The sequence below is a fragment of the Alteromonas sp. CH_MED4-4 genome (assembly GCF_037029575.1).
GTDB lineage: Bacteria > Pseudomonadota > Gammaproteobacteria > Enterobacterales > Alteromonadaceae > Alteromonas > Alteromonas macleodii.
Map to the genome: position 1 here is coordinate 70,819 of NZ_JAYMEU010000015.1, position 21,628 is coordinate 92,446.

Here is a 21,628-nt window from a genome sequence, read left to right on the forward strand (position 1 = left end):
TTAAAGGCATGACATTAGTTAATTGCAAAAAAGTAATAGAGGCAAAAGCCTGCGGTGATTAAGCGAGTGTCTAACTCAAACCGCAAAGTTACGCATAACCAGCTTAAGCGATTGATAAATAGAGCTTTAACAAGTTCAAATCTCGAAAACAAAAAAGGCGATAATATCAAAATATTATCGCCTTCGTTTTTTACTTATCTAGGGCCTGTTGACCTAGCGTTATTAACGAAAAGTACCGTGGTTATTCAGCGCGAATAAGCGAAAGTAGCTCTTCGGTTTTTTGTTCCATCAACGCAATGTCGCCTTTACTTTCGACGTTTAAACGAATAACTGGCTCAGTATTCGATTTACGTAAATTAAAGCGCCATGTGCCAAACTCCAGACCCAAGCCATCGGTAGTATCGATGACGCTGGCTAGTGGCTGATATTTACTTGTAACGCGTTCCAGCGCTGCGTCAGCATCTTTTAGTTTACTGTTAATTTCACCAGAAGATGGAAACGCTTCAATTCGCGCTTTTACCATACTCGCTAGTGTTTGCTTTTTCACACACACCAATTCGGCAATTAACAACCAAGGGATCATGCCTGAATCACAGTAGGCAAAATCTCTAAAGTAATGGTGCGCACTCATTTCACCGCCATAGACCGCATCTTCTTTGCGCATACGCTCCTTAATGAACGCATGGCCGGTTTTCGACTTAATGGGTGTACCACCTGCATTCGCTACGATATCTTCTGTATTCCAGTATACGCGAGGGTCATAAATGATTTTACTGTCGGTGTTTTTCTCGATAAAGGCTTCAGCAAGCAAGCCAACGATATAATATCCTTCGATAAATTCACCATCAGCGTCAAACAAGAAGCAACGGTCGAAATCACCATCCCATGCAATGCCAAAATCAGCTCCCGACGCTTTAACAGCGTCAGCCGTATCAGCACGGTTTTCAGGTAACAATGGATTGGGGATGCCGTTTGGAAATGTACCATCAGCATTGTGATGTACTTTAACAAACTCTATCGGAACACCCTGCACTTTCATTTCTTTTTCAATAGCGTCTAGCGCGGGGCCTGCGGCACCATTACCTGCATTAACCACCACTTTTAACGGCGTAAAATTGCTCAAATTAACGTAAGAAAGCATGTGAGAGACATAGTCAGACATACACGATTTAACCGCATATTTATCGGTCTCAGAAAGCTTGTCTTCTTTTACATGGGCCGTACCGTTAAAAAACGCATCAGCATCAATCAACGCACCCTCAGTGTAGTGTGCTAATCGCTCTGACACGAAGCTATCTTCTAGTGCTTCCGCTTTCTCTTTTATCGCGTTTAGGCCTGTGTCGCCACTAATTGGAACAGAGCCTGACTTCACCAGTTTCATACCGTTGTAATTAATGGGGTTATGACTTGCCGTTACTTCAATACCACCATCAACGCCAAGGTGTTTGGTAGCGAAGTAAATTTCTTCTGTTCCTGCCATGCCAATATCGGTCACTGTTGCACCAGCATCGATTAGACCCGCGCTTAACGCTAATTTTAATGGTGTTGACGTAAGACGCACATCACTACCAACAACAACAGTTTTCGCATTTAATTCTTGCGCAAAAGCATAGCCAATTCGATACGCTACATCTTCAGTCAGTTGTGAGTTCAATTCGCCACGAATATCGTACGCTTTAAAGCAGGTAATTGGGGTTGCCATTTGGATCGAAATTCCCTGTGTTTTAACTATTTATGATTACATTATCGCTTTTTACAACAAAAAAGCGCATACGCCCCTTTGTTATTGTCGTAAAAGAGATTAGACATGCTGATATTAAATCATTAGAGGGAGTGAATTACTAATTCAATTTAGACAGCGCAACGTTTTGCTCACGCTGTTTTCAATCGATGAGTTTAAAGCGGGAGTTCGAAGTAGATACTGTTATGGAAAGCGCCCTGATGACGATACTTTCGGCGAAAGCAAAGCTTTGGACTAAAACCATTCTTGATAAGAACTTTTTCAGAAGCGGCATTGTTGTCCATGACCTCTGCAGTGAGCAATTTTATGCCCATGCTTTTGGCCTCCTCAATTAAAAATGAGACGCAGCGAGAAGCAATGCCTTTTCCACAATCCTTCTCTGCAACTCGATAGCCGATTTCCGCCTTGTCGCCTGCTCTATTTTTGATGTTAGCACGCGCTACAATCTGGTTATTTCGTTGCTCATCAACAAGCAAATAACCCCAAGCTCTTTCCTGCTGTTGTAAGTAAAGCAATTCGCTAATGTGGTAGCCAACGCCATCCAATGAATAGAACGCTGCCTCTCTTGGTGCTATAGACAATTCAAAATAGGCTTTGTTACTACGCTCAAATTCTAAAAGTGATAGCACATGTTTTTCGGCGACGCTTTCAAAATGCATTGGCAGTGCAGCTCCTTGCTGAACCTAATGAAGAGGTATTGACTAAAAGCCCAGTCTACTACCAGTCCGCATAGATAATTACCCATCGTCGAATCAAATCAGGCAAACCTTGTATCTACTTTGCTAATGAACCGCTTTGGTAATCGTTAAATGCCTGAACAATTTCCTGCTGAGTGTTCATTACAAAAGGCCCATATTGGACCACAGGCTCTTCAATAGGTTTACCTGAGACCACTATAAACTTACAACCTGTATCAGCGGATACAGATAGCTGCTTGCCACTTTGTGACAAAACACCCAACTCTCCCTGCGACACAATTGTTTCTTTGCTAAGTTCGCCGCTATTAATGACCACGTTTCCCTCGTACGCATAAATAAAGGCAGCTTCATCCGAACCCAGTGCAATTTCCGAACTCCCGCTTCGTAGTGCAACGTCTAAAAAAGTAGGAGCAACCGCCGTTGTCTTCACAGGCCCTTTCACACCGTCAATTTCACCTGCTAACACTTTGATTACTGCATCTTGAATGTGTACTGTAGGCACACTATCTGGCTGTATGTCTTGATAGTTGGGCGCTGACATTTTCTCTACGGCCGGAAGATTCACCCACAGCTGAAAGCCTTGTAACAAGCCCTCCTCCTGCTCTGGCATTTCTTCATGTATTATGCCTCGACCCGCATTCATCCATTGAATGCCACCAGCATCAATAACCCCCTCATTGCCTACAGAGTCTTTATGGCGCATTTTTCCTGCAAGCATATAAGTAACTGTCTGAAAACCACGGTGAGGATGTGGTGGAAAACCAGCAATGTATTCACCTGGATTATCTGAACCAAAAAAATCCAACATTAAAAAGGGATCGAGGCGAGGTAGTTCAGGTTGTCCGATAATACGAGTAAGCGACACCCCCGCGCCATCACTTGTTGGCATACCTGTAACCACTTTCTCTATCGATTTTTGTTCACTCACTTCCACTGACATAATGTGTATCTACCTTAAATCTTAACCTTCACTATCTTTTACGAACTTCGCGTTTAGCTTTTTGTATTACCGACCTTGGGTGCTTCAACGTCCTATTTTATCGCGCCCGTGAGGCGACATAAGATCTTGCTCTGGCCCAACGGGGATTACCTGGGTTGGATTTATCATAGTGTGGCTGTAGTAATAGTGCCTTTTGATATGGTCGAAGTTTACCGTTTCAGCAACGCCCGGAACTTGATAAAGTTCTTTCATATAGCCGTAGATGTTTGGATAGTCTGCGATTTGTTTTTTATTGCATTTAAAGTGTCCGTGGTACACAGCGTCGAAGCGTATCAGCGTGGTAAATAAGCGCCAGTCAGCTTCTGTTATTTTGCTGCCAACCAAATAACGTTGTTTACTCAACCTTTCTTCAACCCTATCTAGCGCGCAGAACAATGCAGTTACTGCCTCTTCATAGGCCTCTTGCGTTGTAGCAAATCCAGCTTTATACACGCCATTATTTATGTCGTGATACACCATATTGTTGATGGCATCAATTTCTTCACGTTGGGCGTTAGGATAATAATCGTCTTCATTATTAGTCAGTGAATTAAACCCACTGTTAAAAATACGGATAATTTCAGCTGATTCATTATTAACGATAGTTTCTGTTCGTTTATCCCAAAGGATTGGAACAGTGACACGGGTGGTTATCTCAGGTTCTGCCTTAGTATAAATTTGATGGGCATAATCAAAGTTATAAAGCTTATCTCCCGTTGACCCAGGGTAATCTTTAAACTCCCAGCCTTGATCAAGCATCTCAGGGTGTACCACCGAAACATCAATATGCGCCTCCAATCCCTTTAACTTTCTAAATATGAGCGCCCTGTGGGCCCAAGGACAAGCTAACGAGACATAAAGATGATAGCGATCAGATTCAGCGGGAAACGTGGAACCATCTTCGTTACTGACTTTGTCACGAAATTTAGATGCTTGGCGCTCAAATTTCCCACCATTTTTGCTGGTGTCGTACCACTTGTCTTGCCATTTTCCATCAACGAGTAAGCCCATATGCCTGCCCCTTTTTATTATTTCATAAACAATGAATTCATTTAAACATGTATTGGGTAGAACGTATGTCGCTTAAAATCGGATTTATTATTCGAAAAAACTGGAGTGTATTGATCTTTAGTGTCCACTTTTGAGATGATGCGCGCCCTGCTAGCGTGTTTGCACGTTTTTGTGTAAACACACGCCTTTGAGTTAGTTTATTTTTAAGTGAAGTGAAACATGTCTGATGATCCACGTTTAGGCGGTATTGTGCGTTTATATGGCGCACAGCAAACTAATAATTTAGCCAACAGTCATGTGGCTGTAGTCGGCATTGGCGGTGTGGGAAGTTGGACTGCAGAAGCACTAGCTCGTTCGGGCATTGGTACTATAACCCTTATTGATTTAGACGATGTTTGCGTAACTAATACAAATCGCCAAATTCACGCGCTTTCAAATACCATAGGAGAAGCAAAGGTCGACGCTATTGCATCGAGAATTCACTTGATAAATCCTGCTTGCAAAGTGAATTGTATTGAGGATTTTGTCACTCCAGAAAATACGGCCACGCTTTTAACCAAAGAAATGCACGCTGTAGTCGATGCCACTGACAGTATTCGCGCTAAAGCGGCGATGATAGCTCACTGTAAACGCAACAAAATTCCCATTGTTACGGTTGGCGGTGCGGGCGGTCAAATAGACCCAACTCAAGTCACTAAAGGCGATTTAGCTAAAACAACACAAGACCCCCTAGCAGCTAAGCTACGCAGTGAGCTTAGACGTAACTATAATTTTAGTAAAAACCCAAAACGTCGCTTTGGCGTTGAGTGTATCTATTCAACAGAGCAATTGCGCTACCCACAACCAGACGGCTCGGTTTGTTACAACAAATCTGCAATGGAAGGTGGTACTCGACTAGACTGTGCTGGCGGCTTTGGTGCTGTGGTCACGGTAACCGCCACCTTTGGTATGTTTGCCGCTGCAAGTGTAATAAATAGATTAACTGGACAAAAATAGACTTTGGCCGATAACTTGCGCACAATAGTCAAAAACTTATAACACCTTGTCTTAACGACTCTTTAAGCGTTAGCGTGTTATAACAAAAGTATCGGTGAGAAGGAGAACAACATGTCACCTGATGAACTCAATAAATTAATGGCAGATTGCGCGAAGGACGCTGTGGTAACAGCAGCTGATGAGTTCGATATTGTACTCGACCACTCACCCGCTAGCGTAGCACTGGTGGACGACATTTTACTTAGTTTCGTAGATAAATATCACGATTTAGCGTTAGAAGATGAAGCAGTATTCACCATCTGTAATATCTTTGGCGCTTACGTTGGAGAAATTTTAAAAGCGCAGCTAGATGGTGAATGGATTTACGATCAGTCAAATCCTAAAGCACCTGCCGTTTTTCTTCAGGTTGGTGAAAATACCTATGCCTTAGCGGGTATTTGCTATGAACGTCTGGTTAACGACAGTCAAATCAGCGTATTTGCCTACTATGAACAGGCGTTGGGAAACCACTTACGCAGCCACTAACGTTCTCACAGATTTTGCACTCAGTTTAACGTCTGTTCAATTGAGTGCATTAAATATATTTCCAATAAAGATGTTTTTGGAGAATGAGGTTCAGGGGTTAGGTGTTTCCCAATCCTCTACCATCCACTTTAAATGACGACTTTTTGAAATTGCGTACAAGGCTATACTGTAAAAAACGATTTTTACACCCGTAATAGTTTCAAACCCCCAGTGATGATGCATAGCGTAGTAAAGCTGAACACTCAACAATGCCAACACTCCCAATTGAGCCAGCGGAATAACCCATCGGCGCCATGCTAAAAAGCCTTTTTTCCATAAGCGATCTCGTTGACTAACCAAAGATAACGCAATTAACACAGGTAAACTTGCCGCTAACCCCAACCCTAACGTTTCCTTTTGTGGGTAAAAGAACGTAAGTAGCTCACTAGTTTGAGTGCGGGAAGCCAGAGAAAAGACGAACGCGAGCCAGTCAATGCATAGAAGTATAAACACGCTGTAAAGCCAACGGGGAGGAAGAATTCGCCCTGACTCATCATAAAAAGTTAGCGGTAATTTAAGCATGCATTCACTTCTATTTTATTAATTTGAACCCTAAAGCGCATTCAACTCTGATAATGTTTACTTTCAAGAAGTGATAAATGTGGGGGTGAGTAAGGTATTTTTAAACCTTGTTCGTGCCGCTTTTACAATGAAACCCGTGGCCGTTTAAACTTGTTTTCACATTTAGTGACTAACTTACGGCTGTACTGTGAGAATGCGTCAATAATTTATATCTTGGTCGCTAATTATATATACTGCGTACAAGCGTGTTTTCCTGTATAATCCGCGGCCATTTTAAGCTCAGTCATTTTCCAGGTGATATTTTAGATGACAGTAGAAACGTTTAATCCAAACAAAGTAGTAAATAAAACCACCACGCTAGAAACGCCAGTGAAGGTATTAAGTGACAACAAACCTTCGCAACAAAGCAATGGCAGCAGAATTGGTTTTGTTAGCTTAGGTTGTCCTAAGAACTTGGTTGATTCTGAGCGTATTCTTACTCAACTTCGCACCGAGGGTTATGACGTCGTCCCCACGTATAACGATGCAGATTTAGTTATCGTTAACACCTGTGGATTCATTGACGCGGCGGTAGAAGAATCGTTAGATACCATTGGCGAAGCACTTAAAGAAAACGGTAAAGTTATCGTTACCGGTTGTTTAGGTGTTAAAGAAGACGAAATTAGAGAGCTTCATCCAAATGTGTTGGCTATTACTGGACCTCATGCCTACGAAACGGTAGTTGAGCAAGTCCACGATCATCTTCCAAAACCCCAGCACAATCCGTTTGAAGACCTTATTCCTGATCACGGCGTTAAATTAACGCCTCGTCATTATGCTTACTTGAAGATTTCAGAAGGCTGTAACCACCGTTGCACGTTCTGTATCATTCCTTCTATGCGTGGCGACCTTGTCAGCCGCCCAGTGGGTAACGTACTCGATGAAGCTAAGCGTTTGAAAGATGCTGGTGTTAAAGAGCTATTGGTTATTTCACAAGACACTAGCGCCTATGGTGTTGATGTTAAGCACAGAACGGGCTTTTGGAACGGCATGCCGGTTAAAGCGCACATGCAACAGTTGTGTGAAAAGCTGGGCGAAATGGGCATTTGGGTCCGTTTACATTACGTGTACCCTTACCCGCATGTGGATGACCTAATTCCACTAATGAACGAAGGTAAAATCCTTCCTTATTTGGATATTCCGTTTCAACACGCCAACAAACGTATTCTTAAGTTAATGAAACGCCCAGGTAGTGCTGAGCGCGTATTAGAGCGCGTTAAAAAGTGGCGCGAACAGTGCCCATCATTAGTCATTCGTTCGACATTCATCGTCGGCTTTCCGGGCGAAACGGAAGAAGAGTTTGAAGAGTTATTGGACTTCCTTCGCGAAGCGCAGCTTGATCGTGTTGGTGCATTCGCCTATTCCCCTGTTGAAGGTGCAAGAGCAAATGACCTCCCCGACCCAGTGCCAGAAGAAGTGAAACAAGCTCGCCTTGCACGGTTTATGGAAGTACAGGGCGAAATAAGCGCAGCGCGACTTCAAACGAGAATCGGTAACGAATATCAAGTTGTTATCGACAGCGTTGATGCGGAAGGTGCCGTCGGCCGTACCTATGCAGACGCACCGGAAGTTGATGGTCTGGTTCATTTAAACGGCGTTTATGACGTAAAACCTGGCGATCGTGTTTGGGCTGAAGTTATTCACGCTAACGAACACGACGTATGGGCAGTATTGTCTGAAGACCAAGACGAAGAAGACGAAGGCGAAGTAGCTGATCCCGCGCTGTAACTTTCGATTAACTGCAGTCTATACTCGAAAGTCACCTATTCGTTATTTTTGTAACCCTATCGGCTAATTGCCAGTCGATAGGGTTTTATGTATAACAGACCCTATACATAATTAAACAAGTAAAACTATCAATGCCATCTTCTGTGGTACGTGAATAAAATATGGCAATGTTACCCTACTCCAAACTGAAACACTCTTCCCGCCACATTTTGTCATTTGGCATAGTGCTCATTTTGACTTTCGTATTCAACCCTCGTGCACTTGCCAGTACAGAGTGCAAGACTTTACACACCGCGGGAGCACAACAGTGGTTTCCCTACGCATTTAACGAGTTTGAAGGAAGGTTGAAAGCTACGGGGATAGCATTTGACGTTTTAACCCTGCTAGCACGGGATTTAGGTGTCACACTAAAGATAGAAACCGGGCTCCCCTGGAAACGAATAGAATCCAAACTCGACGCGGGCGAGCTTGATATTTTGGCGGGAAACTATTGGAACGAAGCTCGTAGTCGAAAATGGCTTATCACTGCACCGTTTGCAGCAGAAGAGGTTTACGTTGTGCTCTCTCCTTCACTTTCTCAAACGCGAGGTACCGACCTTTCGCTTAACGCACTCGCGCAATATATTGGTGTGATGCCTCGAGGAATAAGCTTAGGTGAAAAATTCGATAGCATTAAATCAAACTTGAATATTATCGAAGTTAAAGACCACGACAAAATGTATGAAATGATGCGTCGACATCGTGCTGATTACGCAGTTTCACCACAAAGCGCAGCACTAAGCCACTTGAACGACCCAGAAAATGATGGCATGCGAATAAGCCAGTCACCTATATCTTCAAACAATGTACATTTTGCTATCTCCGCCAAATCTAAGTGCGCATCACTATTTCCAGAGTTTAACCAAGCCCTTAGCGCTCGTTTAAAAGACGGGTCTATTAAGCAAATCATTGATACGTATGATTTAACGCGCTAAAAAGCTAAGGCGCGTTGGAATCATGTAGTTAAGAACACGTGTAGTTGAAAAGTAAAAGAGCGCTTTTCGTAAGCGCCCTTTTGGTGTGATGCACTATTGATTGAGTTTGTGGCAAACCAACATTAAACCTACCAAGGCAACTCATCACCATTTGAATGGATGAAGCGACCTGCGTTAGATACATTTAGCTCATCTATGCGTTGTGACAAACGCTCAGCGCAGGTATCAGCATCAATATCTCCCGCTCCATTGACCATTTCTGTTTGAACGAATCCAGGATGGAAAATACCTACTGCAATCCCCTTGGGCTTCAGATCATTCGCCATGGACACTCCCGCCGCGTTTAGTGCGGCTTTGGACATTCGGTAGCCATAGTAGCCGCCTGACCCATTGTCTGCCATTGAACCCATGCGACTGGTAATCATGGCAATTTTACCGTCATTTGCCATTGCCGGTAATAGTGTTTGAGTAACTAACAATGGACCTAATGCATTAACCCTAAATTGATAATCGATGGTATTTGGATCCCAATCGTCAATACTCTCGCGTCCGAGCACTCCGGCATTATTAATGAGCAAATCGATGTTAACGTCCATTAAAGGTGCAAGCTTTTCAGCCAACATTTCTGGTTGGGATACGTCCACACCTTTGATGATTGTCACACCTGCACTGTTTAGCTCGTCGCAACTGTTTCGACAGGTAGCATAAACTTTCGCACCACGTGCTTTATATTGCTTGGTAAGCGCAAGGCCTATGCCTCTGTTGCCACCGGTAATAACTACGTTCATAACGGTTCCCTTGTTACTATGTGTATGCGTTTAAAAGGTTTCACTCACCTTTTATAAGAACTGGCTGTTTAGATAAGGCTTGTTGCTAATTTACTACAAAGCGTCAGCCCTATTTCAGCACTCATTTCTTATTAACTTATAGTCTTTAAAAGACGTTCTAGATCTTCCGGGGTATCAATTCCAACAGGCGGTGGCGCTATCGCCACCTCACAGTGAATCTTATCGCCATACCATATGGCTCGAAGCTGTTCTAAGGATTCAATTTGCTCCAGAGAGCTGGGCGCATAGGCAACATATTGCTTAACGTATTCAGCACGATAGGCATAAATACCTATATGGCGTTTGTACAGCGACGTATTTGCAGATTGCGGGTTTGCCATCATGTGATCGCGTTCAAAAGGAATAGGAGAACGTGAAAAATAGATAGACTCACCCTTTTCGTTTACCAACACCTTAACGATATTGGGGTTAAACACATCCTCAACACGTTCAATAGGCGTAGATAACGTAGCCATCTGACACTGAGGCGCATTGGCTAGATTATCTGCAACCTGCCTGATGTTTTCGGCGGGAATAAATGGCTCATCCCCCTGTACGTTAACCACAATAGTAGAACTCGCAATGCCTTCTTTTTCGATAACCTCGGCAATGCGCTCTGTTCCAGATTGGTGGTTGACAGACGTCATGCATACTTGAGCAAAACCTAGCACGACGTTTTGAATACGTTCATCGTCCGTGGCAACAATGACGTTATCTGCTCCAGCTTCTTTAGCACGTTCAACCACATGTTGAATCATCGGCTTTCCGTCAATAAGCGCTAAGGGTTTGCCAGGAAACCGACTTGAGCCGTATCGAGCAGGGATCACAACTGTAAATGACATAACTTTATTTCGCCCTTTTTTACCACTTAGTTTAACGTTTTATTACCGTGTCGCGTCAACATCGTCTAACGACAATGCTGTTGCTTTACTTTCGATAAGTACAGGGATGCCATCTTTAATATCGAAAGCCAATCTATCAAATCGACACACTAACTGGGTGCTATCATCACTCAGAACTAATTTTCCCTTACACACTGGGCAAGCCAAAACTTCTAAAAGCTTTTTATCAAAGGCCATTGTTATTATTCCTGTCCGTCTTGGTTGATCTTCAAACCTGCCTTGGCAAGTTTCACATTTACTAAATTAAAAAAGTCTGGCGCTAAATGCGCGGTAACAGGTAAAAACCAGCAGTCGTTATGAGCAAAAGGTGCAGCTTTAACGGCGTCTTTTTCTGTCATTAACACTCTGCCATTCGGTATGTCTGACCGTGTGATCGCATGGTGATCCGCCAGCGGTGTAGCCGAAGAAAGCTGGATACCCATTTCTTTAAGCTGAGAGAAAAAACGCTGAGGTGAACCTATTCCAGCAATTGCGCTGCACGGCACTTTTTGTATCTCTTCAAGGGGACTGGTTCTTACTCTGTTTGAAACAGAGGTGAAGTCCCCTGCTACTAAGGTCATTAAATATTGAGGCGCTACAGCATGGCTAAATGTCGGCATCGAACGGCTATTATGTACAAGCGCATCGACGGTACCAAGGCGCCATTGTCCTTCGCGAAGGGGCCCCATCGGCAGCAAATAACCACTGCCTACTTTTCTGTCGTCCATCACTACAATTTCAACGTCGCGATGAAGCGCGTAATGTTGAAGACCGTCATCACAAATAATTAAATCACAGTGTAATTCGTCACTTAAGTACGCGGCTCCACGTGCGCGGACTGGATCGATAACAACGTCGCACTGGCTTCTAATGGCCAGTAAACGAGGTTCGTCACCCACCTCAGACGCATCATCTTCGCCTTTCACTAATCGCGGGTATTCTGGTGATTTAGCGCCATAGCCCCGACTTAAAATGCCGACCTTAATGCCCTGCTTCTGGTAATAATCGGCTAAAGCTAATACGACTGGCGTTTTTCCGTTGCCGCCCACTGATATGTTGCCAACGACAATCACGGGAGCATTAGCCTTAAAGGCCTTTTTGAGTCCAATTTTAAAAAGTAATCGTCGAATTGCCGAAATAAAGTAGAACAGTAGCGCAAATGGTGAGAGCAGCCACACTAAAGGATGGCCGAAATACCATTTATCATGCTTGGTTTTACTTTGTGATTGACTCACTTAGTCTCACCAAATTGCAACGCGTGCAGTTGCGCGTAGTGACCACCTTTTTCAAGCAATTCGTTGTGTTTACCTTTTTCAATAATGCGCCCCTGCTCCACTACCATAATGCAATCTGCGTTTTCGATGGTAGACAAGCGGTGCGCCACAACAATGCTGGTGCATCGTTTTTGCAGCGTTTCTAATGCGTCTTGGATCAAACGCTCAGATTCTGTATCAAGGGCAGATGTCGCTTCGTCAAGAATAAGTATGGGCGCTTCGGCGAGTATCGCCCGCGCAATGGCAATACGCTGACGTTGACCACCCGAAAGCATTAAGCCGTTTTCACCAATAACCGTATCTAACCCTTCAGGCAAGTTTGATAAGAACTCTTCAACATGCGCCATCTTTGCCGCATTCTCGATGTCTTTACGTGATACGTTTTGGCGCGCACCATAAGCAATATTGTTAGCTATGGTATCGTTAAATAGCGTAACGTTTTGCGATACCACGGCAAACTGCGCTCGCAGATCTTTAAGATCAATATCGTTGAGCGCCGTGTCATCCAAGCGAATTTCACCTTCTTGCGGGACGTAAAAGCGTGTAAGCAGCGACGAGATGGTCGATTTACCACTTCCCGAGCGCCCTACCAAAGCAATCGACTGCCCAGGGTTTGCGATAAAGCTCACATTCGATAACGCGGGCGTCTGTTTTCCTGGATAAGAGAACGTAACGTCGTCAAATTCAATTTTTCCTGTTGCGCGCTCTACTTTGGTTTTCCCTTTATCTTCTTCGTCTGCTTCATCAAGAATTTCAAAAATACTGGCGCAGGCTGCCATACCTTTTTGAAATTGGTTATTAATGGTAGTGAGCTGTTTAAGGGGCTTCAGCAGCATTACCATGCAAAAGACCACATTGATAAATACACCTGCAGTAAGCTTTTCAAGCATACCAGGCGTGCTGGCAATAAACAGAACGACTGCAAGGGCAATTGACGCTATTACCTGTATTGAAGACACACTCAAAATAGAAGTGACATTCAACTTCATTGACTGTTGACGGTTGTGATTGTTTTTCTGCTCGAAACGCTTTTGCTCTATTTCTTGACCGCCAAACATGATCACAACTTTGTGACCTTTCACCGCTTGCTCTACCGACGATGTTAGGTTGCCCATTGATTGTTGAATGTTTTTACTTACAACGCGAAAACGCTTACTAACGATAGAAACAATCACTGCCACAATCGGGCCAATTAAAAGAAATATGAGAGAAAGCTGCCATGAGTAATAGAACATGACACACAGCAAACCGATGACCAGTGCGCCTTCCCTCACCAATGTTAGCAGCGCCTTACCAGATGCATTAGCCACTTGCTCTGTATCGTAGGTGACTTTACTGATAAGCCCGCCAACCGCATGATTATCGTGAAATGCCACTGGAAGATGAATGTATTTTTCAAACAACTGCTGGCGCATGCGCATTACCACCTGAGCACCAATCCAGCTTAGCGTGTAACTACCTAAAAAGTTGAAAACACCGCGTAACAAAAAGAGCGGCACAATCGCATATGCGGCTAGACGCAGATAGTCATGGTCGTTTTTCCCCAGTGATTCATCAATCATTGGCTGAAGCTGGGAAAATACGAAAGTATCTACCGCGGAGTAACCAATCATACCGATGATGGCAAAAACGAAAGGCACTTTATACGCTTTAAGGTACTGTAAAAAGCGCTTAATTTGATAATCCGAGTTGTCGGCTTGTTGCATGTAGTTTTTTTAACCTGTTTGAAACGTTAACAAAAACGCGTTGGAAGTATTGTACTCGTTCTCGCTCTAATTCACTAATATAGAGGCAAAATTGGTTAGTCTGCCAACTAAGTGAATAATGTGTGGCCACTTCATACCTATTTAAAGGTATTCGTGCACATCTTCGTTTCGTTACAAGCTAATATTTTTGGCATTTGACGATATTACTTAGTCTTTGAGGTGTCGCGGTGTAATGCCTGGTAAATACCAGCGATTATTCAACGTTCCACGTTGGGAATCTATATGGAAAGAGTCCTTATCGAAGGTTGCGTTTATATATCCGTGATAGCTTGTTAAATATTGCGTTACGCCCAAACGCTCGTAACGTTTAGCCACAACATACGCAGGAAACTGCCATCTATTCTCATAACCTTGCGTAAAAATCACAGCTTTTGGTGCAACGTGTTCTATAAAAACATTAGTAGAAGACGTTTTGCTTCCGTGATGCGGCGCAATAAGAATGTCGGCACTTAGATTTGTAGAACTCGCTAAAGTATCCATTGAAGCCCCCTCTGAAAAACCATCCATGATTTCACGGGTTATCAACGCGTACTCACTTGTTTTCTCAATGTCACCAGGAATTAACACGCTACCAGAGTCGCTTGTTATTTTAACCACACACGACATGGCATTGTTGTCTTCTTTATTGCCATTTAGCGGCCATAGAAAATTGATTGTTAAATTCTGCCAGCGAATACGCTTTCCTCGCTCACAACCTAATGTTGGTGTGTAGAAAGTGGCTTTTTTAGCTAAGGCGTGTTGTTCAATGGCTAATGCGCCACCTGCATGATCGTTGTCACTATGCGTATGAACTACAACATCTATATTTGAAATATGCCTACTTTCCAAAAAAGGTAACAGGTGTTTCGTTGCAGTATGAGCATTGCCATTAAACTGAGCACCAGAATCAATAATCATAGCCCGACCTCCCGCAGTCACTGCAATAGCACTGGCCTGGCCCGCATCAAATACATGCAGCGCCCATATCGATTCATTGGTAGGTAACCACTTTTGAAAAATGCTTAGCGATGGGAGCAAGAGAAGCGCTACGCAGATAGCTTTGTACCGCCATGTTGGCAAAAGAAAAATAAAAAAAGCGACAATTAGACAAAGTGCCGCACCAATACTTACGTAAAAATTGATAGCGCTCCAAGAAAACTGACTAAGAACGTTCAAAAGCGATAACAAATACCCTAAACACACATCACTGTAATGCATAAGCATGCCCGTAACTTGTTGTGCGAAAGGCAACTCAGCAAAATGAAGGACTAACAACGAAATTAAACAAATAGGTAAAAGTAACGATATGACGGGCAAGGCGATTAAGTTGGTAACAACTGCAACAAAACTGGCGCTACCAAACCATATTAGGGTTAGGGGCATCATTATTACGGTAAGTGCTACTTGTAGTTTAAACAAAGACACATACCATGGTGCTCGCTGTAGCCCCCAAACAACAACTAAAAACCAAATGCACAGTACAGCCCCTATGCTCAAGTAAAAGCTAGCGCTTAATATAGAGAGAGGAAACAGCAACAAGCTCAAAGTAAGCATTGTGAGCGCAACATTTACTGGCCGCCATGCATGTCGAGAAAGAGACAGCACACACCCCATAGTTACTAGTATAAGCGCACGCACAACCGGCAATGCGCTTCCACTAAGCAGCGCGTAACAAAAACAAGCAGCGATAAGCACACATAGCACAGAGGCTCTAATTGGCGCGCTGGTTTGAAACATCTTACTTGTTTGCAGCTCTCTGTTCTTTCGTCCTGTTGCCGGATAGTTGATGGAGGCTGAACGTACTAACCAATATTTCGCTCTGCCTAATAGGCCTGTAACATGCGTGAGTAAAAATATAACGGGGTTAAAAAACAATAAGCAGACCCCAGCGATAAGTGATAGATGCATGCCTGATATACTAAACATGTGCCCAGTGCCGGTACGTTGTAACAGCGTCCAATCACCCAACGTAAAGCCCGTTTTATCCCCTAGCAGCAATGCGCGCCACCACCTTTCATGGATAAGGTCTAGCTTCTGCAATGTTCTAGCAAGTCCATAACGCACTGAGTGACTATGCTTTGTTTTATCGTGCTCTATCGACTTAATATAGCCAGTTGCATGAATAAATTGGCTAACCAACTGCTGTTGTCGGCTAGCTCCAACAGGATTAGCCGTACCGTATGCAGGTTTAAGTTTTACAATTGCGGTGAAGGTATCGCCGTTGTGCAAACAATTTAATTTCACTTGGGACGGAGAAACTGATTGAGGCCGCACGCCTATAGTCTCCTGTTGAGCATATGCGATTTTCTTGTTGGCTAAGCCTTCGCTTTTTCGATCATTTGGGAATTCATAACGTTGGTGAGTAAGACGAGCTTTGAAATTAAACGTGCTAGTTAAAACACGCTTAGGCAAGGGGGAAAGTATACCCTTGTCTAGAAATGTCGCGGTGCTTTCACGGTTGACAGACTCAATAGCGACAACATAGTGATAAGTTGCTTCCAGCACCCTAGCTGTGCCGAAGACACATCCCCCCGACACAACTCGACCTGAAATTGTGACATCTTGTTGAATTTTCCCTTGGGGCAGTTGCCAAGCGTAGTAAAAATGCCCTACACTCGCCACCCAAAGTACTCCAGACAGCAGCCCGCTCACTGCCCAACATAGCAGCACCTCTGGAAATGCATGATGTTCAGCGGGTTTTGTCGTCGAAATGAATATAATGATAGTCACAGATATTATTAAAATGGCAATCATCAATGCCATGCTGTGAGTACTTGGAAGTTTTTGCCAGAAAACTGCACTTATTGCGCTAGCGCAAAAACAGCTTAAGCAAATTGTGATACGATTGACCATGTTTTCACGTAGCAATTGACAGTGAGTGAATGTGAGTGGTGCAAATTCATGTTGCGCAATTCCGTTTACTGTTATTTTTTCTGTCTTTTTTGATTTTATTTTCGAGATGCATTGATATTTATGCCTAAGAAATTTATCCGACGTTTTTTGCCAGATCACCAAAGCATTAAGCAAAACAAAGCTTTAAAAATTTTTGGTAGCGTATTGCACGAGCCTAATCTTTGGCACTTAAACCGTCGTTCTGCATCTGGTGCATTTGGCATAGGTTTATTTTTCGCGTTTTGGCCGGTACCGTTTCAAATGTGGCTTTCTGCCGGTTTAGCTATTCCATTTCGAGCAAACCTGCCCTTATCTGTTGCAACTGTTTGGGTGACTAACCCATTTACTATTCCGCCTATATTCTATGGGGCTTACAAGGTTGGTACTACTGTACTTGGGACCAAGCCTGAGCATTTTGAATTTCAGTTTAGTTGGCAGTGGGTTGTAGAAAGCATTAATACCATTGGCCCTGCATTTTTAGTCGGGTGTGGAATTTGCTCGGTCGTGTTTGGACTAGCGGGTTATTTCTCTTTGAACTGGGTTTGGCGCTTTCAAGTGAAAAAAGCCTGGGAAAGACGCAGACAAATGCGGAATCAAGAAGCCCACTAGCGTGAGAGCCCTACACTTAAGGGTTTGTAGAAATATTTACCTTTTCTCAAGCCCCTTACAACGTTCAGTACAAAGTACGCCGTAAAAGACAGAGCAAGAATTACAAAAAACGCCACTTCATAGAAGTGGCGTTTTTTATTGGTAACAATCAATATGAGTTCGGCGTAAATCTATTCAGGAAAACCATTACGCCTAGCGCTCTTATTGAATTTAAGCCAGACAGACTACTTTTCATGCTCCGATAAAAAAGCGATAAGCGCAGCTTCGTCCCATACCTCAACATCTAGTTCTTGTGCTTTAGTTAATTTGGAACCCGCTTTTTCTCCTGCAACTAGGAAGTCGGTATTCTTACTTACCGAGCCTGCCACTTTTGCACCAAGTAACTGCAAACGTGCTTTCGCGTCAGAACGCCCCATTTCGCTAAGCGTACCGGTAATAACGCATGTTTTGCCTTCAAGAGGCAAATTATCCGAATCTGGCTTTTCAATAGCAGGCCAGTTAATTCCTTCTTTTAACAGCGCATCAATAACATCGGTATTGTGTGACTCGTTAAAGAAATTGAAAATGTGGGTAGCCACCACTTCACCAACGTCTTGGACTTCAACCAGTGCTTCAAGCGACGCCTCGCGAATAGCCTCCAAGGTTTCGAAGTGCGCAGCCAAGTTTGCCGCAGTAGCTTCGCCAACCTCACGGATCCCCAATGCGTATAGGAACTTGGCAAGCGTTGTTTGCTTTGAAGCTTCAAGCGATGCCAGTAGCTTAGTGGCAGACTTTTCAGCCATGCGCTCTAGCCCAACAACATCGCCTAACGAAAGCGTGAAAAAGTCGGCGGGACTGTGCACAAGATCAGCGTCAACTAACTGATCGACTAACTTGTCGCCCAGACCATCAATATCGAATGCTTTACGCGAAGCAAAATGCTTAAGCGCCTGTTTGCGTTGTGCGGCACAAATTAGTCCACCGGTGCAACGAGCAACCGCTTCATCTTCTAGTTTTTCAACCTGCGAGTCACAAACCGGGCATTGGCTTGGGAAGCTAATGTCAGTTTCGCTACCTGTGCGATTAGCTTCTACCACAGATACCACTTGAGGAATTACGTCACCCGCACGGCGGATCACCACAGTGTCGCCAACTTTAACGCCTAATCTGGAAATTTCGTCCTGATTGTGAAGAGTAGCATTCGACACAGTTACTCCGCCTACAAACACGGGCTCTAAGCGGGCAACTGGCGTGATCGCACCAGTCCTTCCTACCTGAAACTCAACGTCCAGTAACTTAGTCACTTCTTCTTGCGCAGGAAACTTCTGCGCAATTGCCCAGCGAGGCGCTCGAGCCACAAATCCAAGGGCATTTTGCAGGTCAATACGGTTAACCTTAAACACAACGCCGTCAATGTCATACGGCAAACTATCGCGCTTTTCCAAAATGTGGTTGTAGTACGCCAAGCAGCCTTTACCGCCCTCGGCGGTGTCGATATCAGGGCACAATGGCAGCCCCCAATTACCCAATTGTTTTAGGCGCTCGCTGTGTGTTGTGGGTAATTCAAAACTTTCAGTTTGCACTACGCCTAGCGAATAAGCATAAAACATCAGCGGGCGCTTGGCCGTAATTTTAGAGTCTAACTGTCGTAAGCTGCCGGCCGCAGCATTACGAGGGTTGGCAAAAACCTTACCCCCCGTTTCTTTTTGGTGTTCGTTGAGTTTTGCAAAGCCATCACGGGGCATAAACACTTCACCGCGCACTTCTACGCGCTCAGGATAATGATCACCACGGAGCGTTAACGGCACATTAGAGATGGTACGAACGTTCGCCGTGATATTCTCTCCTACCTGACCGTCACCACGGGTTGCAGCACGCTCTAATTCACCATTTTCGTACAGAATACTTACCGCTAAACCATCTAGCTTGGGTTCGCAGCTAAAATCTAACGTTGCTGAATCTTTTAGTCTGTCTTTTAAACGTTTTTCGAAGGCAAGCAGTGATTCTTCATCAAAGGCGTTATCCAGCGACAGCATAGGAACATCATGGGTAACTTGTTCAAAGGCCGATAACGCTGCGCCCCCTACTTTTTGACTGGGAGAATTCGGGCTTTGAAGCGTAGGATATTGTTTTTCTAGCGCAATAAGCGCCTGCATATCTCTATCATAAACTGCATCAGGAACCGAAGGGTCATCCATCACATAGTACTGATAGTTGTACTCATTAAGTGTGTTGCGAAGTGTTGCTATTTGTTGCTTTGCTTGTTCTAAAGAATCTGACATGGAGTTGTTGTCACGCCGTTTAAATAGTTAAAAGTATTACAATTCGTTGCCAAGGCCTATTCGCCCAAGCCGCTGTATGTTCCAAATAGGCTGCAAAAACCTGGCCTATTTCAGTCAGGTTGTGAAACGTACAGCCACGCTACAATGCTATGGCTTGCTAGCCCTTGTTATACATCAAAGATCAATAGACCCTAATCAACAGAAAAGGACCTGGGTATGAGCCAAGTCCTTTTTTGTTTTTGCACCTGCATGAATAATCCACAAGATTGAGGCGCAAGTGATAAATTAACGCTAGCTGCGCGCAATCATACGCTTGCGCTCGAACTCACGAATTTTCTCGACGTATTGCTGTAAGCCCTGCTTCGTTAATACGCTTCGGCGCCCATCAAGTACTTGTGCGCCGAACTCATCTGCCAATTTGCGGGCGGCATTGTGCATCATGTTAAACACTTGATGAGGGTCACCCTCAATAGGCAATATCATAAACAGCGAAATACCTTGGGTTTCAAAGTTCTCTAGGTTATCAATATCGAAAACCCCAGGCTTAAACATGTTAGCAAGGCTAAACAATACTGGCCCTTTGCCATTTGAATTTACGTGGCGGTGGAAGATGTCTTGATCGCCAAACTTGAACCCTAATGTTAATAGCATAGGTAGTAGCGCCGCGCCTGAGATAGGCTCGCCTTCTGGCGTTCTTACATTTAATACTAAAACCTCAGGTTCAATCGACGACTTAGCGGTCTTTGGTGTACTTCCAGCACCATCATTACCTGACTCATTAGCACTAAAGCTTTCATCGCCAAAATCAGCGCTAGCTGCTTCACTGGTGTCAAAATCAATACGCATTTGATCGTCGCCAAAATTCGGCTCTTCACGTCTTCTCACTGGCGTTTTGCTTCGTTTATTACGTGCAAAACGTCGAGGCTGTTCATTTTCTTCATGAACATCGCTGGATGAAACAGACTCTTCGGGTGCATCTAAACTAAAATCAGCAACTTCTCTTTCGTTTTTAGCCGGCGGCTGCACTGTTTCAGGCTCTTCCTCCAGCGTTGGGTCGATATAAAACTTCTGTGCAGGACGAACTGGCTCTGCACGCCCACTTTCTTGATGACCGCCCGCCTGACTCTGAATTGGATCATGCGATTGCGCGTTATCCGCTCTCTCTTGATTACTTGGAGTATTTGGCTGTTCGCTTTCTTCACGCTGAGCATGCGACGCTAAAGACGTTTCCTCTTGCTCTTCGCCTTCACGAAGTAAGAAGCCAGGAGGTTCAGGGAACGCGGCAAGGTTTTCGTCGCCTCTGTTAGCACCTTTTGTAGATGCGCCATCGGGACGAGCTTGCCCTTTCATGTGTGGCTTCGGATTCGTAACCACAGAGCCATAGAGCTTTGGTGCTTTCTCAGCTTCTTCTTTCCCGTCAGACGGCATAGCGGAATTACCAACGCTGCTTGGGCGTTTACCCGCATGCTCACCGTGTGCGCCCTCTTTTCCATCACCGTGCTCTTTTGACGTGGCATGTTGAGACAAGCTATCCTCGTCATCAGCTTCTTCGCTGCTGTAAGCATGTTTTTCATTGATATCGTGATGCGCAGGGCTTTTTGCCGTATTCGTCGATACGTCGCTTGCAGCCTCATGCTCTTGGTTTTGTGATTTGCTAACCACGCGCACCGCGCCAATGCCAAGCTCGTCGAAGCCTTCTTGCTCGTCGGACTCGAAATCGTTGTCATCATCTTGCCACTGACGGGGCTCTAAGCGCTCTTTTTCCGAAGGCTTACTGTTTTTACGAATTTTCCAAATACCATGGGCAAGCACTGCGATGATAAAAACCGTGCCTCCAAGGAGTAAAAATAGACGTAATTGATCTTCCATTTAATTTCTTTCGCCCTT

Annotated in this window: 18 protein-coding genes; 5 read left to right on the forward strand and 13 right to left on the reverse strand. The window is 44.2% G+C overall.

Going from position 1 to position 21,628, the window contains the following annotated elements; all coding sequences use genetic code 11:
• Window positions 1–241: 241 nt before the first annotated feature.
• From WA381_RS12020 to WA381_RS12035, 4 genes are all read right to left on the reverse strand, one after another.
• On the reverse strand, window positions 242–1,702 hold the full coding sequence (locus WA381_RS12020; protein ID WP_110289625.1) for a phosphomannomutase CpsG: 1,461 nt from the start codon (window positions 1,700–1,702) through the stop codon (window positions 242–244).
• 194 nt (window positions 1,703–1,896) lie between these two features.
• A complete protein-coding gene (locus tag WA381_RS12025) occupies window positions 1,897–2,400 on the reverse strand; it encodes a GNAT family N-acetyltransferase (protein ID WP_156086416.1) in 504 nt (167 codons plus the stop codon).
• A gap of 115 nt (window positions 2,401–2,515) precedes the next feature.
• Complete coding sequence (locus tag WA381_RS12030) at window positions 2,516–3,379, reverse strand: pirin family protein (RefSeq protein WP_156086415.1); 864 nt, start codon at window positions 3,377–3,379, stop codon at window positions 2,516–2,518.
• Window positions 3,380–3,463: 84 nt separating this feature from the next.
• Entirely contained in the window at window positions 3,464–4,429 is a 966-nt protein-coding gene (locus WA381_RS12035; protein WP_014979276.1) for a glutathione S-transferase family protein, read from the reverse strand.
• A gap of 219 nt (window positions 4,430–4,648) precedes the next feature.
• On the opposite strand from WA381_RS12035, the gene tcdA reads away from it, so the two are divergent.
• Complete coding sequence (tcdA, locus tag WA381_RS12040) at window positions 4,649–5,425, forward strand: tRNA cyclic N6-threonylcarbamoyladenosine(37) synthase TcdA (protein WP_014949437.1); 777 nt, start codon at window positions 4,649–4,651, stop codon at window positions 5,423–5,425.
• Window positions 5,426–5,536: 111 nt separating this feature from the next.
• The gene (locus WA381_RS12045) at window positions 5,537–5,950 is read left to right on the forward strand and encodes a hypothetical protein (protein WP_014949436.1); all 414 of its coding nucleotides are present in this window, start codon (window positions 5,537–5,539) and stop codon (window positions 5,948–5,950) included.
• Window positions 5,951–6,040: 90 nt separating this feature from the next.
• On the opposite strand, the gene WA381_RS12050 is transcribed toward WA381_RS12045, so the two are convergent.
• A complete protein-coding gene (locus tag WA381_RS12050; RefSeq protein WP_014976532.1) occupies window positions 6,041–6,511 on the reverse strand; it encodes a DUF2919 family protein in 471 nt (156 codons plus the stop codon).
• A 306-nt stretch (window positions 6,512–6,817) separates the two neighbouring features.
• Between WA381_RS12050 and rimO the strand changes: the two genes are divergently transcribed.
• The gene (gene rimO, locus WA381_RS12055; protein ID WP_156086414.1) at window positions 6,818–8,278 is read left to right on the forward strand and encodes a 30S ribosomal protein S12 methylthiotransferase RimO; all 1,461 of its coding nucleotides are present in this window, start codon (window positions 6,818–6,820) and stop codon (window positions 8,276–8,278) included.
• Window positions 8,279–8,439: 161 nt separating this feature from the next.
• Complete coding sequence (locus WA381_RS12060) at window positions 8,440–9,252, forward strand: substrate-binding periplasmic protein (RefSeq protein ID WP_014949433.1); 813 nt, start codon at window positions 8,440–8,442, stop codon at window positions 9,250–9,252.
• Window positions 9,253–9,380: 128 nt separating this feature from the next.
• On the opposite strand, the gene WA381_RS12065 is transcribed toward WA381_RS12060, so the two are convergent.
• From WA381_RS12065 to WA381_RS12090, 6 genes are all read right to left on the reverse strand, one after another.
• Window positions 9,381–10,040 (reverse strand): SDR family oxidoreductase, encoded by a 660-nt coding sequence (locus tag WA381_RS12065; RefSeq protein WP_014976529.1) that lies wholly within the window; start codon window positions 10,038–10,040, stop codon window positions 9,381–9,383.
• Between the two features lie 131 nt (window positions 10,041–10,171).
• Window positions 10,172–10,921: a 3-deoxy-manno-octulosonate cytidylyltransferase gene (kdsB, locus tag WA381_RS12070; protein WP_014976528.1), complete on the reverse strand. Its 750-nt coding sequence runs from the start codon at window positions 10,919–10,921 to the stop codon at window positions 10,172–10,174.
• A 42-nt stretch (window positions 10,922–10,963) separates the two neighbouring features.
• The gene (locus WA381_RS12075) at window positions 10,964–11,158 is read right to left on the reverse strand and encodes a Trm112 family protein (RefSeq protein WP_014949430.1); all 195 of its coding nucleotides are present in this window, start codon (window positions 11,156–11,158) and stop codon (window positions 10,964–10,966) included.
• A 5-nt stretch (window positions 11,159–11,163) separates the two neighbouring features.
• Window positions 11,164–12,195, reverse strand: a complete 1,032-nt coding sequence (lpxK, locus tag WA381_RS12080; RefSeq protein ID WP_156086413.1) for a tetraacyldisaccharide 4'-kinase — start codon at window positions 12,193–12,195, stop codon at window positions 11,164–11,166.
• A complete protein-coding gene (msbA, locus tag WA381_RS12085; RefSeq protein WP_014976526.1) occupies window positions 12,192–13,940 on the reverse strand; it encodes a lipid A export permease/ATP-binding protein MsbA in 1,749 nt (582 codons plus the stop codon). The genes lpxK and msbA overlap by 4 nt, the downstream gene beginning before the upstream one ends.
• 207 nt (window positions 13,941–14,147) lie before the next feature.
• On the reverse strand, window positions 14,148–16,742 hold the full coding sequence (locus WA381_RS12090) for a DNA internalization-related competence protein ComEC/Rec2 (RefSeq protein ID WP_156086412.1): 2,595 nt from the start codon (window positions 16,740–16,742) through the stop codon (window positions 14,148–14,150).
• 210 nt (window positions 16,743–16,952) lie between these two features.
• Between WA381_RS12090 and WA381_RS12095 the strand changes: the two genes are divergently transcribed.
• Window positions 16,953–17,480, forward strand: coding sequence for a DUF2062 domain-containing protein (locus WA381_RS12095; protein WP_014949426.1), 528 nt, complete (start codon window positions 16,953–16,955; stop codon window positions 17,478–17,480).
• 224 nt (window positions 17,481–17,704) lie between these two features.
• Here WA381_RS12095 and ligA read toward each other — a convergent pair whose 3' ends face one another.
• Together ligA and zipA are read right to left on the reverse strand one after the other, a co-directional pair.
• Window positions 17,705–19,741, reverse strand: a complete 2,037-nt coding sequence (gene ligA, locus WA381_RS12100) for an NAD-dependent DNA ligase LigA (protein WP_156086411.1) — start codon at window positions 19,739–19,741, stop codon at window positions 17,705–17,707.
• A gap of 291 nt (window positions 19,742–20,032) precedes the next feature.
• Window positions 20,033–21,610 carry a cell division protein ZipA gene (gene zipA, locus WA381_RS12105; RefSeq protein ID WP_156086410.1) on the reverse strand — a complete coding sequence of 526 codons (1,578 nt, stop codon included), beginning with the start codon at window positions 21,608–21,610 and terminating at the stop codon, window positions 20,033–20,035.
• Window positions 21,611–21,628 lie beyond the last annotated feature (18 nt).

Coding starts and splice junctions, on each gene's coding strand:
- WA381_RS12020 (WP_110289625.1), bottom strand. CDS start 1,702: ATGGCAACCCCAATTACCTGCTTTAAAGCGTACGATATTCGTGGCGAA.
- WA381_RS12025 (WP_156086416.1), bottom strand. CDS start 2,400: ATGCATTTTGAAAGCGTCGCCGAAAAACATGTGCTATCACTTTTAGAA.
- WA381_RS12030 (WP_156086415.1), bottom strand. CDS start 3,379: ATGTCAGTGGAAGTGAGTGAACAAAAATCGATAGAGAAAGTGGTTACA.
- WA381_RS12035 (WP_014979276.1), bottom strand. CDS start 4,429: ATGGGCTTACTCGTTGATGGAAAATGGCAAGACAAGTGGTACGACACC.
- tcdA (WP_014949437.1), top strand. CDS start 4,649: ATGTCTGATGATCCACGTTTAGGCGGTATTGTGCGTTTATATGGCGCA.
- WA381_RS12045 (WP_014949436.1), top strand. CDS start 5,537: ATGTCACCTGATGAACTCAATAAATTAATGGCAGATTGCGCGAAGGAC.
- WA381_RS12050 (WP_014976532.1), bottom strand. CDS start 6,511: ATGCTTAAATTACCGCTAACTTTTTATGATGAGTCAGGGCGAATTCTT.
- rimO (WP_156086414.1), top strand. CDS start 6,818: ATGACAGTAGAAACGTTTAATCCAAACAAAGTAGTAAATAAAACCACC.
- WA381_RS12060 (WP_014949433.1), top strand. CDS start 8,440: ATGGCAATGTTACCCTACTCCAAACTGAAACACTCTTCCCGCCACATT.
- WA381_RS12065 (WP_014976529.1), bottom strand. CDS start 10,040: ATGAACGTAGTTATTACCGGTGGCAACAGAGGCATAGGCCTTGCGCTT.
- kdsB (WP_014976528.1), bottom strand. CDS start 10,921: ATGTCATTTACAGTTGTGATCCCTGCTCGATACGGCTCAAGTCGGTTT.
- WA381_RS12075 (WP_014949430.1), bottom strand. CDS start 11,158: ATGGCCTTTGATAAAAAGCTTTTAGAAGTTTTGGCTTGCCCAGTGTGT.
- msbA (WP_014976526.1), bottom strand. CDS start 13,940: ATGCAACAAGCCGACAACTCGGATTATCAAATTAAGCGCTTTTTACAG.
- WA381_RS12090 (WP_156086412.1), bottom strand. CDS start 16,742: ATGGCATTGATGATTGCCATTTTAATAATATCTGTGACTATCATTATA.
- WA381_RS12095 (WP_014949426.1), top strand. CDS start 16,953: ATGCCTAAGAAATTTATCCGACGTTTTTTGCCAGATCACCAAAGCATT.
- ligA (WP_156086411.1), bottom strand. CDS start 19,741: ATGTCAGATTCTTTAGAACAAGCAAAGCAACAAATAGCAACACTTCGC.
- zipA (WP_156086410.1), bottom strand. CDS start 21,610: ATGGAAGATCAATTACGTCTATTTTTACTCCTTGGAGGCACGGTTTTT.